Genomic DNA, 13,602 nt, shown 5'->3' with positions numbered 1-13,602 from the left:
ACACATGAGCATTGAAATCCGCAACGTCAGCAAGCAGTTCGGCGACTTCCAGGCGCTGCGCGACGTCAGCCTGGACATCCAGTCGGGCGAACTCATCGCGCTGCTGGGCCCCTCGGGCTGCGGCAAGACCACGCTCTTGCGCATCATCGCGGGGCTGGAGACACCCGACGTGGGCAGCATCCACTTCAGCGGCGAGGACACGACCGACGTGCACGTGCGCGAGCGCGGCGTAGGCTTCGTGTTCCAGCACTACGCACTGTTTCGGCACATGACGGTGTTCGACAACGTGGCCTTCGGCCTGCGCATGAAGCCGCGCAAGGAGCGGCCGTCCGAAGCGCAGATCAAGGAGAAGGTGATGAGCCTGCTCAAGCTCGTGCAGCTGGACTGGATCGCCGACCGCTATCCCTCCCAGCTTTCGGGCGGGCAGCGCCAGCGTATCGCCCTGGCGCGCGCGCTGGCCGTGGAGCCCAAGGTGCTGCTGCTGGACGAGCCCTTCGGCGCGCTGGACGCCAAGGTCAGGAAGGAACTGCGCCGCTGGCTGCGCCACCTGCACGACGAACTGCACGTGACCAGCATCTTCGTCACGCACGACCAGGAGGAGGCGCTGGAAGTGGCCGACCGCGTGGTCGTCATCAACCAGGGACGCATCGAGCAGCAGGGCACGCCCCAGCAGGTGTGGGACAACCCTGCCAGCCCCTTCGTCTATGGCTTTTTGGGCGACGTGAACCTGTTCAAGGGCCGCGCCAACGACGGCCGGGTGTACCTGGACGACGGTATGCAGCTGGAGAGCCCCGAGGCCCAGCACGCCGACGATGCGCGCGCGTTCGCCTACGTGCGCCCGCACGACCTGGACGTGGAGCGCTATTCCCCCGGCCAGGCGCTGGACGCGCACGGGCGCCCGCGCGGCATCGTGGTGCAGTTGGGGCGCGCCATCGTGGTGGGACCGATCGCGCGGCTGGAACTAATCCCCGAGGGCGATACCCAATCGGCGGACAATGCGCCCTCGGACGCGTTGATCGAAGCGCAGATTCCGGCGCAGCAATTCCACGAGATGGGGCTGCGTGAGGGCGAGACGCTGGTGGTGACACCGCGGCGCGCCAAGGTGTTTCTGGACGAAGCCGCTGGCATCTGAGAGCCGCTGCCTGCCAAGGGAGCGGATGCGGAATGCGGAGGCCGCTCCCTGCAAGGAAAACAAAAAGTGTTGTTGAACTGGATTGATACCGCCCCGCGCCGCATCCTGGCGCTGATCAGTGCCGCCTGCGTGGCCATGCTGGCCTTTGGCATGTACCTGCAGCATGTGGTGGGACTGGAGCCTTGCCCGATGTGCATCGTGCAGCGCTATGCTCTCATAGGTGTAGCGGTCTTCGCAGGACTGGCAAGCGCTAGAGGCGCAAAAGGCTGGTGGATGGGTTGGACGGTGCTGGCGCTGGCAGCAGCCGGTTTTGGCGGCTTCACGGCCGCGCGCCAGAGCTGGCTGCAGTGGTACCCGCCAGAGATCGCCACTTGCGGGCGCGACTTCTACGGAATGATCGAGAACTACCCCATCAGCCGCGCCATTCCCATGATCTTCCGCGGCTCGGGTGACTGCACGGCGGTGGACTGGACGTTCCTCGGCGGCTCCATCGCCAACTGGTCGTTTGTCTGGTTCTTGGTGTTTGCCGTGCTGCTGCTGGTGCTGTTGGTGCGCGGCGGGCGCGGCGCGCCGGACACGCTGGCCCGGGCATAACTACGCGTCTTTTTTGACCTCTCGCGGGGCGCCTTCGGGCGCCCCGCGGCGCTTCACCTCGTCTTCACCCCGTCTCCAACCCATCTCACGCGGTTGTGGGTGGGAAGATCACGGGCGGCGCGCCGGGCTTCCAGGCCTCGTACTTGTGCATGACGCCCAGGAACAGCGGCGACTGCTGCCAGCGCACCAGCCATGCGCGCAGGTGCGGCCAGGGTGCGGCCTGCCACTGCGCGTCGTCGATGCCGGCGAACTGGCGCACGAAGGGCGCGATGGCCATGTCGGCCAAGGCGGCGCGTGGGCCGAAGAGGTGCCCGCCCGGCTCCAAGGCCAGGCGCTGTTCCAGCACCCGCAGCCAGGCATGGGCGGCGGCCCGTTCGTCCGCCGGGCTGGCGTCGGGGTAGCGGTTGGGGTACTTGCAACGGTCCAGCGCCCGCTTGAACGGACCATCGCACTGCGCGATGAGCTCCAGCATGGCGCCCAGGTCACCCGGGCCGGGGTTGAGCCAGCCGTGCGGGTCATGGGCCGCCAAGGCCCATCGCATGATGTCCAGGCTGTGCTCCAGCACCTGCCCCGGCAGCACCAGCACGGGCACCGTGGCCTGGGGCGATACGGCCAGCAGCGCCGCCGGCTTGTCGCGCAGCACCACTTCGCGCAGTTCGCAGCGCTGGCCGCTCACCGCCAGCGCCATGCGCGCGCGGATGGCATAGGGGCAGCGGCGAAACGAATACAGAACGGGCAGGGCAGACGTGGCGGGCATGCGCCCGAGTATGCAGCGCTCTCCATCACCGCATCGGGGCCTAGGGTGCGGCAGGTGTACGCCAGCCCAGCTTGCGCCGTACGCGCCGCCAGCCCAGCACGACGCCGCTCAGGCTGATCACCGTGCCGCCCACACTCAGCGCCACCAGCAGCACGTCCCACAACGGCCGGCGCTGCAGCAGCGGCAGCCAGTCCCAGCTGTGCAGCAGGCCGAACAGCCAGCGCGAGGTGCGGCGGTGCCGGTCCAGCCGACCCAGCACTGCGCCCGTGTGTGGGTCCAGGTGCACCCAGCTGGCGTGCGGGTCGCAGAACACCAAGCGCAGCACGGGCAGCGGTTTGTCGGTGCCGCCGGTCATGGTGTGGGCGTCCCGCGTGTAGTAGTAGGCGTCGTACGCGCGCAGGGTCTCGACGCGCTGTAGCGGCGCATCGACCAGCCGGGCTGCGGCGGCTTCCAGCTCGCCCGGCTGCCATGCGTGGGGCAGGGCGGTATGCGCGTCCAGCACCGTGGGCGGGCCAGAGGCGGGCAACGCCTGCACCAGCGCATGGCCGGCGGTGCGTGTCCAGCGTAGTTCGCGCGTGTCGGTGGGCGCGGCCTGCAGCAGGGCGGTCACGGGTGCGCCTGCGTGCGGCAGCTGCAGGGGCCCGCCGTGCATGGCGTTGGTGCGCAGAGCGGGTGCGCCGCTGTCGAAGATGCGCCAGGGGTTCATGGACATCAGGCCGCTGAAGATCCAGGCGAGCGTGACGACCATGAACAGCAGGCCCGCCACGTGGTGCGAGCGGGCCCATGCGGACGGGAACGGCGTACGCCGGCCGCTGCGGTAGGTGCCCGCGAAGCGCCAGCGAAGGATGCCGATCACGCCGCCTGTGACCACTGCGGCGATACCCAGCAGCGACAGCGCATTGACGATGTCCGCCCAGTAGCGGTCCACCAGGCCGCCGCGCAGCGGGTACAGCCAGTGCAGCCACGCGCCCGCGTAGTTCCATTGGCGCTCGGTGCGTGTGGCATCGCGCACCACCTCGCCGGTCGTGCCGGAGATGTAGAGCACCGTGTCGTGTGCATCGCCCAGGCGCACGCGGTGCAGGGGCCGGTGCATGTCCAGCGGGCGGGAGTGGGTGAAGGCGTCTTCCTGCAGCGTGCCTTCGTGAACGGCATGGGCCGGACCCTGCGCGTAGGCTGCAGCGCTGGCCAATGCCCGTGGCGCGTCGACGGCCATGAGCACGGCGCCGGTGCGGGCGTCGATCACCACCGGGGCGCCGCGCGGGCGTGCGTCGCCGGGCGGGGCGGCCTTGGACGGCTGGGGCGTGGCCAGATACACCGCCCGCCCACCGCTGGCCACGGCCAGCCGCAAGTCGCGCAGCGGGCCCTGCAGCCCGGCGGCGGCCAGGGCCTGGTCGGGCTCCAGCGCCACGGCGGCGCCGCGCAGCGGCGGCAGGTGCATCAGCCGCTCGGCGGGCGTGAGCTTGGGATAGCCCACGTACATCATCACCACGCCGGAGACGAACCACATGGCGAAGAAGGCGCACAGCAGCACGCCCAGCCAGCGGTGGACCAGAAACAGCCAGCGTTTGGCATGCACCATCATGGCCTCCGGTTGCTCAGAAGGCGACGTGCAGCGTCACGTCGCCCGTGCGCGGCGCGCCCAGGTAGGCCTGGCCCGGGCGTCCTTCGGCGGCGTAGATCCGATCGGTGGCATTGCGCAGGCGCCCGGTCAGCGAGGCTGTCTTGCTGATCTTCCAGGACAGCCCCAGATCGAGCAGCGTGTATGACGGCCAGTAAATGGTGTTGGCTGCGTCGGCATAGGTCTTGCCCACATGGCGCAGTCCCGCGCTGGCATGGAGGATGGGGGTGATGGCGTAGGTCACCCACAGGTTGGCGACGCGTTCGGGCGTGAACGTGGGGGTCTTGCCGGCCAGCGAAACCCCGCCCTGCATGAAGTTCTCGTACCGGGCACGGGTTGCCATCAGGTTGGCCTGCACTTGCCATTGGACGGAAGGGCGCAGGCCCACCGCGAGTTCAATACCCCGGGAGGACTGCTCGCCGACCAGGATGGTCAGGCCGGGGTTGTTGGGGTCCTGCGAGGCGATGTTGTTGCGTGTGATCTGGAAAGCGGCCAGGGTTGCGGAGCCCTTGCGGTCCCAGAAATCGAATTTACTGCCCAGCTCGAACTGGCGTCCGGTCGTCAGCTCGCTGTTGTTGCGCACATCCCCGAAGGTCGCGGTGGAGAGCGAGCCGGAGGGCGGATCGCCGGCGGTGGCGTACTGTGCGTAGAGATTCGCGTCGGGAGCTATGTCCCAGACCATACCGATGCGTCCCGTGGTGGGGCGGTAGCCGCGGCTGAAGGTCGCGGGGTTGGCGGGCGTGACGGCGCGTCGGTTGGTCAGGTCCAGCTCGATGCGCTCATGCCGCAGGGCGGTGACGAGGTGGAGGGCGGGGAGCACCGCGGTGCGGTTCTCTAGATACAAGGCCGTGGACGTGGTTTTGTTGTCGCGGTCCGGGTTGAAGCCCGGTTGCATGTCGGGAATGTCGAAGAAGTTCTCAGTCGTGAACTGGTAGGGGTCCACCGTGCTCACGATGCTGGAGAGTCCGTTGGGGAAGCGCGTTTGCCGGTTCACGCTCACATCCAGGCCGAAGGCCCAGTCGCTCTTGCGGCCAGCCAGGCTGCCTTTGTAGGTGCCTTCGAAACGGTTGCCCAGCACTTTCTGGTCATGGCGTTGCAGGTAGGTGCCCGTGCGGATCACCTGGGTGTTGCTGGCATTGAAACGGTAGGTTTCCACGTTGCGGTAGTCCCGCAGCGCGTCATAGGCATAGAGCGTGTTCTTGAACTGCAGCGCATCGGAGGTGCGCCATTGGGCAATCGAGCGCAGCCATTGCACCTGGTGAGCGTAGATGCCGTCGGCGCTGTTGTAATTCTTGAACCGGGTGGCTCGGTCGATTCGGGTTTCCCCGGCCGTCGGATTGAGTGTGGGTGTACCCCAGTAAGGGCGGTCCACGTTATCTTTTTGCAGTTCGTAGGCGAGGGTGTGCGTGAAGCCGCCCCCGAAGTCGGACAGCAGCGAGGTAGCCAGTTGGGTGGATTGTGTGTGCATTCCTTCGACCCAGCTGCCGGCATTGCGGTGGTTCAGATCGATGCGCGCGAAATGCTGCGTGCCCGCCGTGCCATCGCTGCTTCCCAGACGGCGGTTCAGGCCCAGCGAGATTTCCTTGAGGTTGTTCTGGCCCAGCCGCAACTGGCCTTCGCTGAAATCGTAGCGTTCGGCCGTCTTGGTGATGTAGTTGAGGGAGCCACCCACGGCGCCTGAACCATACAGAAAGCTCGATGCACCGCCCACGGCCTCCACGCGGTCGTAAATCCAGCTGTCCACGGCGCGCGTCGCGCTGCCGTAGTGGACGGTGATGCCGTTGTAGAGCTGGGTGACCGAGTTGCCGGTGAAGCCACGGTAGCTGGCCGACATGGAGCCTGGGGCGTTGTGGGCAGAAACGCCGGGGATGGCGCGCAGGATTTCCTGGGTGTCCTGGGCGCCGCGCGCTTCGATGGTGCTGCGGTCCACCACGGTGATGCTGGCGGGCGTCTCGCGCGGGGTCAGGCCCAGGCGGCTGCCGGTCTCCACCGGGGTGTCCAGCGGCAGCAGGCCGGGGGTCTGGGTGGCGTCGCTTACCTCCACGGTGGGCAGGGTGGGCGTCAGCGGGTCGGCGGATTGGGCGGGGGCGGCACCGGCCAGCGCGGCCAAGGTGAACGCGCCGGCGCTCTGGCGTATGTCGATACGGAACATGCGTGAAAACTCTCTCGGTCTCTGCGGAAGAACGGCCGACGAGTGCAGCGCGCCGCCCCAGTGGTGTGCGGGGGGTGGTGCTGTCTCGTGCGGCAAGGCACACCCAGTGCGTGGGCGTGGCAAGGGCCGCCTGGGGAGCCAGCAGGCTCCTTGCGGCCCGGCAGGGTCAGAGAGTCGAGGGAGGGCCGCGCGCCGGCAGCGGCGCGGCGGTGGCCGCGGCAATGCGCGCCGCCTCGATGGGCTGCAGCGCATGGGCCAAAGGTGGAGGCGGCTCGACCAACGCGGTTTCGGGGGCGGGCGGTGCGCCTGCGGGCGCACACAAGGGGCAGTCCATACCGGACGCGCCCATGGCGCCCACACTGCCGTCGTCCGCTTGGACCATCAGCATCACCGCGCCCGAGGCCGAGCACACCAGCTGCAGGGACTGTGGATGCACCAACGGCGAGGCCACGGCCACGCCCAGTGAAGCCATGAACCAGCCCAGCACCCAGGTGCGCAGTGTGAGCGGGAGGCGTGGCCAGTTCATGGCCGCGATTATGCCCAGCAGTGCCGGGTGGCAGCGCCGCCGTTCAAGGCGTCGTGCCTTTCGCGGTTCTGGGGGCCGCTTTACGCGGAGGGGCCTTTTTCTCTTTATGGGTGGGAAGGTCTGCTGATAGCTCAGGGGCGGCCGCCGCGGGGCGGGAGGTCCAGGCCTGATCGTGCAGGAAGAACTTGGCCACCATTTCCTTGGTGATCTGCACGGCGCGCTTGAGGCTCAGGTCGATGTGGTCGCTGAGTGCGGCGAGTGCCGGCTCCAGCTTGCGGGCCTGCAGCAGGTCCAGCAGCTGCGCGTGGGCGTTGAAGGCGCGCGCGTTCCAGTCAGACTGCTCCAGGTCGATATGCCGGGCCACGTGGATGCGGCGGGTGACCTGCTCGAGGAACTGGCTCAGCTCGCGGTTGTGCGACAGGGCCGTGAGGCGGCGGTGGAACTCCTCGTCGGCCAGCAGCAGGTCACCGATGGACATGCCCGAGGCCTCGGCCATCACGCCCTCCCAATAGCTGCGCAGGCTGTCGATCTCGGCGTCGGTGGCGTTGTGCACGGCCAAAAAGACGGCCCGGCGCTCCAGCGCGATGCGTACCTGGTAGAGGTTGTACAGCTCCTCCACGCTGATGGCCTTGCGAAAGAACCCCTTGTTCATCACGAAGTCCAGGAAGCCCTCGGCCACCAGGCGGTTCAGCGCCTCGCGCAGGGGCGGGCGGCTGATGTCGAACTCGCGGCCCAGCGCCTGCTCGTTGATGCGCGCGCCGGGGCGGAAGTCGTAGTTCATGGCGCGCTCGCGCAGCTCCAGGTACAGGCGCTCCACGCTGCTGGCGTCGCGTGTCTGGGGCACATGCGTGCCTTCTTTGCTGGTTTTCTTCTTGACGGCCATGGGTGCTAATGAAGCAGTAGGCCCGCCGCAAGCGCTGCGCCGGGACATAAAAAAAGGGTTGGGTGAAACTCATTCTAGGCCTTGCATTGCCGGCGGCAGAACGTGTTCCACATAGGAGACGCTATTTTATTGACTTATGTCTTCATAAGTGTCTACACTTTGTGTAAAGACTGGTTCCGGCGCGGGGCAGTGACCTTGAAGCCGCGCGGGCCGGGCTGGCCAACCTATTACAGGCAAGGAGATATTCGGGATGAGCGATCTGAGCGTCGGCAGCAGCCTGCGGGCCGTGGGCCTGGAAGACAAGTACACCGCCACGCAGGGCACGGTCTATCTGACCGGCGTGCAGGCCCTGGTGCGCCTGCCCATGATGCAAAAGCGCCGCGACCGCGCGGCAGGCCTCAACACCGCCGGCTATATCACCGGCTACCGGGGCTCGCCCCTGGGCACCTTCGATGATCAGCTGGTCAAGGCGCGCAAACACCTGCAGGCGCATGACGTGGTGTTCGTGCCCGGCGTGAACGAGGATCTGGCCGCCACGGCCGTCTGGGGCAGCCAGATGGCCGAGATTGGCGGGGAGGGGCGCTTCGACGGCGTGTTCTCCATCTGGTACGGCAAGGGGCCGGGCGTGGACCGCTCGGGCGACGCCTTCCGCCACGGCAACCTGGCGGGCAGCTCGAGGAACGGCGGCGTGCTGGTGCTGATGGGGGACGACCACACCTGCGAGTCGTCCACCACCTGCCACCAGAGCGAGTTCGCGCTGGTGGACGCGCAGATGCCCATCCTCTCGCCGGCCGGCGTGTCGGAGCTGATCGAGTACGGCCTGTACGGCTGGGCGCTGTCGCGCTACTCTGGCTGCTGGGTGGGCATGAAGTGCATCAAGGACACGGCCGATGCCTCGGGCTCGGTGGAGGTGGACGAGGCCGACCCGGCCTTCACGCTGCCCGAGCTGCCGGACGCGCCGGCGGACGGCCTGAACATCCGCCTGCCCGACACGCCGCACGCGCAGGAATTTCGCCTGGTCAACCACAAGCTGGCGGCGGTGCAGGCCTTCGCGCAGGCCAACCGCATCGACCGCGTGGCGTTCGGGCGGCGCGAGGGCGCGCGCATCGGCATCGTCACCTCGGGCAAGAGCTGGCTCGACGTGCGCCAGGCGCTGGCAGATCTCGGCATCGACGAGGCGCGCGCGCAGGCGCTGGGCCTGGCGGTCTACAAGGTCGGCCTGGTCTGGCCGCTGGAGGCCGAGGGCATTGCCGAGTTCGCCCTGGGCCTGGACAAGGTCATCGTCATCGAGGAAAAGCGCTCGCTGCTGGAAGCGCAGCTCAAGGACATCCTGTATGGCCAGGAGGGTGCGCCGCAGGTCATCGGCAAGAAGGACGAGCGCGGCGCCAAGCTGCTGCGCGTGGAGATGGCGCTGGACGCCGCCATGATCGCCCAGGTGCTGGGCCACCGCCTGGCCGAGATCGACCCGGCGCTGCTGGACGTGACCCACGCCCTGGCGCGGCGCAAGCCCGTGCTGGGCGCGGTGGACGTCATGGCGCGCAGCTTCTACTTCTGCGCGGGCTGCCCGCACAACACCTCCACGCGCATCCCTGAGGGCAGCCGCGGCTACGCCGGCATCGGCTGCTCGTGGATGGCGCAGAGCATGGACCGCGGCACGCTGGGCTACACCCAGATGGGTGCCGAGGGCATGGCCTGGGTGGGCGAGGCGCCGTTTTCCAAGCGCGCGCACATGTTCCAGAACATGGGCGACGGCACCTACTTCCACTCCGGCATGCTGGCCATTCGCGCGGCCGTGGCGGCCAAGACCAACATCACCTTCAAGGTGCTCTACAACGACGCCGTGGCCATGACCGGCGGCCAGCGTCACGACGGCCCGCTGGACCCCGTGCGCATCACCCAGCAGGTGCATGCGGAAGGCGTGGCGCGCATCGCCGTGGTCACGGACGAGCCCGGTAAATACGACGGCGTGACCGGCTGGGCGCCGGGCGTCACCATCCACCACCGCGACGAGCTGGACGAGGTGCAGCGCCAGCTGCGCGAGGTGGCCGGTACCAGCGTGCTGGTCTACGACCAGACCTGCGCCGCCGAGAAGCGCCGCCGGCGCAAGCGCGGCGAGTTCCCCGATCCGGACATGCGCCTGGTCATCAACGAGGCCGTGTGCGAGGGCTGCGGCGATTGCGGTGCCAAGTCCAACTGCGTGGCCGTGGTGCCGGTGGAGACAGAATTCGGCCGCAAGCGCGCCATCGACCAGTCGGCTTGCAACAAGGATTTCTCCTGCCTCAAGGGCTTTTGCCCCAGCTTCGTCACCGTGCGCGGCGGCCAGCTGAAGAAGGGCGTGGCTGCGGGCAAGGAGGCGCTGGACGCGCCCCTGCCCGATCCCCAGCTGCCCGACCTGGCGCAGGGCGTCTACAGCCTCATCATCACCGGCGTGGGCGGCACCGGCGTGGTCACCATCGGCGCGCTGCTGGGCATGGCCGCGCACCTGGAGGGCAAGGGCGTGGGCGTGCTGGACATGGCGGGCCTGGCGCAAAAGGGCGGCTCGGTGTGGACGCACATGCGCTTCGGCGCCACGCCGCAGGCGATTGCCGCCGTGCGCGTGGCCCCCGGCGGGGCCGATGCGCTGATCGGCTGCGACCTGGTGGTGGCCGCGGCCAGCAACACCCTGACCATGACGCGCAAGGGCGCCACCCGCGCCATCGTGAACACGCAAGAGGTCATGCCGGGCGCCTTCACGCAGAACCCGGACCTGCAGTTCCCCGGCAACCCGCTGGTCAAGACCATCGTGCGCGCCCTGGGCGAGGGCAACGTGGAGCAGGTGGACGCCGGCCGCCTGGCGCTGGCCCTGTGCGGCGACGCCATCGCCACCAACCTGTTCATGCTGGGCGCCGCCTACCAGCGCGGTCTGGTGCCGGTGAGTGCGCAGGCCATCGAGAGCGCCATCGAGCTCAACGGCGCGGCCGTGAAGATGAACATCGCCGCCTTCCGCTGGGGCCGCCGTCATGCGGTCGACCCGCAGGCTGTGGCGGCCAGCGCCGGCGCGGCGCCGCGCCAGCAGGCGGCCACCCTGGACGAGGCCGTGCAGCGGCGCGTGGATTTCCTCACCGGCTACCAGAACGCCGCCTACGCCGCGCGCTTCAAGGCGCTGGTGGATGCGGTGCGCACGCACGAAGCGCGTGTCTGGCCTGGCCAGGAGCAGCTGACGAGCGCCGTGTCGCAGAGCTTTTTCAAGCTCATGGCCTACAAGGACGAGTACGAGGTGGCGCGCCTGTACGCCGCGCCCGCCTTCCGCGAACAGATTGCCGCCCAGTTCGAGGGCGCACCGCGCCTGGCCTTCAACCTGGCGCCGCCGCTGCTGGGCGACAAGAAGCGCGAGTTCGGCGCCTGGATGCTGCCCGCCTTCGGCGTGCTGGCGCGCCTGAAGTTCTTGCGCGGCACGGCGCTTGACCCGTTCGGCCACACCGAGGAGCGCCGCCACGAGCGCGCCATGGTGGACGCCTTCGAGGCCCTGGTGCAGCGCCTGCTGCAGGAAGCGCGGCCCGACCAGTACGCGCTGGCCGTGCAGATCGCCCAGGCGCCGCAGAAGGTGCGCGGCTACGGCCACGTGAAGGAGGCCGCGCGCCAGGCCTACGAGGCCGAGCTGGCCCAGCTGCTGCAGCGCCTGCGCAGCAACGCCTGAGCATCAAACTTCATAGCTGCTGACGCTTGATCTGCAAAGGTTTCGCATGATTTTCATGCTGAAAGCCTTTCAGCTAAAGCGCTGGCAGCTCCTGTTTTCATAGCTTCAACCGGAAGCCCCATGCCCACACCGCCCGCCGCCGGAGCGCGCCCGGCCCTGCCTCGCGGCAGCCTGGTGGCGCTGCTCACGCCCTTCACCGACGACCTGCGCCCGGACCTGCCGGCGCTGCGTCGCCTGATCGACTGGCACATCGACAGCGGCACGGCCGGCGTCGTCATCGCCGGCACCACGGGCGAATGCGCCACGCTGAGCCATGCCGAGCACCGCGAACTGCTGGCCGCCGCCGTGCAGCACGCAGCGGGCCGCACCCACGTCATGGCTGGCGTGGGCGCCAATTCGACGGCCGAGGCGGTGGCGCTGGCGCGCTTCGCCGAGGAATGCGGCGCGGATTCGCTGCTCAGCGTCGTGCCCTACTACAACAAGCCCACACAGCAGGGGCTGGTGGCCCACTTCACCGCGCAGGCCGACGCCACCGCGCTGCCGCTGGTGCTCTACAACGTGCCGGGCCGCACGGTCATCGACCTGCAGACGGCCACCGTCGCCGTGCTGGCGCGGCACCCGCGCATCGCGGGCCTCAAGGACGCGACGGGCGACATGGCCCGCGCGGCCGACGTCGCCCAGGCCGTGCCGCCGGGCTTTGCGCAGTACAGCGGCGACGACTTCACCAGCCTGCCCTACCTGGCGCTGGGCGGGCAGGGCGTGATCTCGGTGGTCGCCAATATGCTGCCGGCCGAGGTGGCCGCGCTGTGCGCCCACATGGAAGCCGGCCGGCTGCACGAGGCGCGTGCGCTGTTCGCGCGCCTGCTGCCGCTGACGCGCGCCCTGTTCATGGAAAGCAGCCCCGGCCCGGCCAAGTACGCGGCGCAGTTGCGCGGCCTGTGCGGCGGCGGGCTGCGCCTGCCGATGTGCGAGGTGTCATCCGCCACGGCGGCGGCGGTGCGCGCCGCGCTGCAGGCCTGGCCGGCTGTCTGATCGCGCTACCAAAAAAAGAGCTGCCAGCGCTTGATGGGCAAGCGCTGGAAGCTCTTTTGATATGCAGCCCGGCCAAGGGCGGTTTTCAGCGCGGCTGCACGCGGCCCTGGTAGACGGTCTTCTGGTACGGCTGCTCGGCGCGCTGCCCGTCGGCCGCGAAGGTCAGCGTGCCCGTGGCGCCCTCGTAACCGTTGGCCACGCTGCGCAGGGCCTGCTTCACGGCGTCGGGCTGCGTGGTGCCGGCCTTCTGCACGGCGGCGGCCAGCAGGCGCACCGCGTCATAGGCGTAGCCGGTGTACGACGACTTGAAGGGGTGGCCATGCCTGGCCTCGTAGGCCGCCTTGAAGTTCTGGCCCTGCGGGCCGACCGAGCGCACGTCGATGCCGCGCTGGCCCGCCACGTGCTCGGGCGCGCTGTCGGTGGTGCACATGGTGTGGTAGATCGCGTACCAGGGGTGGGCCTGGTGCAGGCCCAGGTCGAAGGCCTCGCGGTTGATGACGGCGGCCTCCTGCCCATAGGCGCTGTAGACGAAGACATCGGGTTTGGAGCGCTCCATCTGCTGCAGCTCGCGCCGGTAGGTGGACTGGCCGGCCGTGTACAGCAGCTGGGTGGCCAGCGTGCCGCCGAGCTGCTCGAAGTTCTTCTTGAACTCCGCCGCCACGCCCTGGCCGTAGGCGTTGTTGGGGGCGATGAAGGCCACCTTGCGGTAGCCCAGGTCCCACAGGTCCTGCGCGGAAAAGCGCGCCGAGGCGTCGTCCAGCCCGATGACGCTGAAAGACCCGTCGCCGATGCTGCGCACCGCCGGGCTGGAGCTGCCGTGGTTGACGAAGGGCAGGCCCTCGCGCACCACATACTGGCCCACGGGGATGGTCAGGCTGGAGGAGTATTCGCCCAGCACGGCCGCCACCTTGTCCACCGACACCAGCTTCTTCGCCGCGTCCAGCGCAGAGACGGCGCGCCCGCCGGTGTCTTCGACGATGAGCTGCAGCGGCTGGCCCAGCACGCCGCCGCGGGCGTTGATCTCCTCCAGCGCCAGCAGCATGCCGCGGCGCTGGTCCTCACCGATGCTGGCGCTGGCGCCGGTGAGCGACAGCGTGGCGCCGAACTTCACCGAGGACTGCGCTGTTGGCGCTGTCTGCGCCAGGCCGGCAGCGGGCTGGGCCAGCAGGGCGCAGGCCGCCAGGGCCGCCGTGCGGCGGGTCATGGGTTGGGTCATGGCAGTTCTCCTTCTC

10 protein-coding genes are annotated in these 13,602 nt (G+C 68.9%); 4 read left to right on the top strand and 6 right to left on the bottom strand.

The features are described 5' to 3' along the window. Positions 1-4 precede the first annotated feature (4 nt). Positions 5-1,132, top strand: a complete 1,128-nt coding sequence (locus MRB47_RS12250; protein ID WP_252100854.1) for a sulfate/molybdate ABC transporter ATP-binding protein — start codon at positions 5-7, stop codon at positions 1,130-1,132. Between the two features lie 66 nt (positions 1,133-1,198). Then, on the top strand, positions 1,199-1,726 hold the full coding sequence (locus MRB47_RS12245; protein WP_015913098.1) for a disulfide bond formation protein B: 528 nt from the start codon (positions 1,199-1,201) through the stop codon (positions 1,724-1,726). An 85-nt stretch (positions 1,727-1,811) separates the two neighbouring features. On the opposite strand, the gene MRB47_RS12240 is transcribed toward MRB47_RS12245, so the two are convergent. From MRB47_RS12240 to MRB47_RS12220, 5 genes are all read right to left on the bottom strand, one after another. After that, positions 1,812-2,483, bottom strand: a complete 672-nt coding sequence (locus MRB47_RS12240; protein ID WP_252100853.1) for a glutathione S-transferase — start codon at positions 2,481-2,483, stop codon at positions 1,812-1,814. Positions 2,484-2,523: 40 nt separating this feature from the next. Continuing rightward, positions 2,524-4,062 (bottom strand): PepSY domain-containing protein, encoded by a 1,539-nt coding sequence (locus tag MRB47_RS12235; protein WP_252102624.1) that lies wholly within the window; start codon positions 4,060-4,062, stop codon positions 2,524-2,526. A 16-nt stretch (positions 4,063-4,078) separates the two neighbouring features. Further along, positions 4,079-6,253 carry a TonB-dependent receptor gene (locus tag MRB47_RS12230; RefSeq protein ID WP_252100852.1) on the bottom strand — a complete coding sequence of 725 codons (2,175 nt, stop codon included), beginning with the start codon at positions 6,251-6,253 and terminating at the stop codon, positions 4,079-4,081. Between the two features lie 166 nt (positions 6,254-6,419). Then, on the bottom strand, positions 6,420-6,779 hold the full coding sequence (locus tag MRB47_RS12225) for a DUF2946 family protein (protein WP_252100851.1): 360 nt from the start codon (positions 6,777-6,779) through the stop codon (positions 6,420-6,422). 43 nt (positions 6,780-6,822) lie between these two features. Continuing rightward, positions 6,823-7,662, bottom strand: a complete 840-nt coding sequence (locus MRB47_RS12220) for a GntR family transcriptional regulator (RefSeq protein WP_252100850.1) — start codon at positions 7,660-7,662, stop codon at positions 6,823-6,825. A 250-nt stretch (positions 7,663-7,912) separates the two neighbouring features. On the opposite strand from MRB47_RS12220, the gene MRB47_RS12215 reads away from it, so the two are divergent. Continuing rightward, positions 7,913-11,338, top strand: coding sequence for an indolepyruvate ferredoxin oxidoreductase family protein (locus MRB47_RS12215; RefSeq protein ID WP_252100849.1), 3,426 nt, complete (start codon positions 7,913-7,915; stop codon positions 11,336-11,338). 120 nt (positions 11,339-11,458) lie between these two features. After that, a complete protein-coding gene (gene dapA / locus MRB47_RS12210) occupies positions 11,459-12,370 on the top strand; it encodes a 4-hydroxy-tetrahydrodipicolinate synthase (RefSeq protein WP_252100848.1) in 912 nt (303 codons plus the stop codon). Between the two features lie 85 nt (positions 12,371-12,455). Here dapA and MRB47_RS12205 read toward each other — a convergent pair whose 3' ends face one another. Next, the gene (locus MRB47_RS12205; RefSeq protein WP_252100847.1) at positions 12,456-13,586 is read right to left on the bottom strand and encodes an ABC transporter substrate-binding protein; all 1,131 of its coding nucleotides are present in this window, start codon (positions 13,584-13,586) and stop codon (positions 12,456-12,458) included. Between the last annotated feature and the right edge of the window lie 16 nt (positions 13,587-13,602).

The organism is Diaphorobacter sp. LI3, from assembly GCF_022807955.1.
Classification (GTDB): domain Bacteria; phylum Pseudomonadota; class Gammaproteobacteria; order Burkholderiales; family Burkholderiaceae_C; genus Diaphorobacter; species Diaphorobacter nitroreducens.
Note: the sequence above shows the minus strand (reverse complement) of the source record. Positions and strands in the feature narration are given on the sequence as shown.

Coding starts and splice junctions, on each gene's coding strand:
- MRB47_RS12215 (WP_252100849.1), top strand. CDS start 7,913: ATGAGCGATCTGAGCGTCGGCAGCAGCCTGCGGGCCGTGGGCCTGGAA.
- MRB47_RS12205 (WP_252100847.1), bottom strand. CDS start 13,586: ATGACCCAACCCATGACCCGCCGCACGGCGGCCCTGGCGGCCTGCGCC.
- MRB47_RS12250 (WP_252100854.1), top strand. CDS start 5: ATGAGCATTGAAATCCGCAACGTCAGCAAGCAGTTCGGCGACTTCCAG.
- dapA (WP_252100848.1), top strand. CDS start 11,459: ATGCCCACACCGCCCGCCGCCGGAGCGCGCCCGGCCCTGCCTCGCGGC.
- MRB47_RS12235 (WP_252102624.1), bottom strand. CDS start 4,062: ATGGTGCATGCCAAACGCTGGCTGTTTCTGGTCCACCGCTGGCTGGGC.
- MRB47_RS12230 (WP_252100852.1), bottom strand. CDS start 6,253: ATGTTCCGTATCGACATACGCCAGAGCGCCGGCGCGTTCACCTTGGCC.
- MRB47_RS12220 (WP_252100850.1), bottom strand. CDS start 7,662: ATGGCCGTCAAGAAGAAAACCAGCAAAGAAGGCACGCATGTGCCCCAG.
- MRB47_RS12225 (WP_252100851.1), bottom strand. CDS start 6,779: ATGAACTGGCCACGCCTCCCGCTCACACTGCGCACCTGGGTGCTGGGC.
- MRB47_RS12240 (WP_252100853.1), bottom strand. CDS start 2,483: ATGCCCGCCACGTCTGCCCTGCCCGTTCTGTATTCGTTTCGCCGCTGC.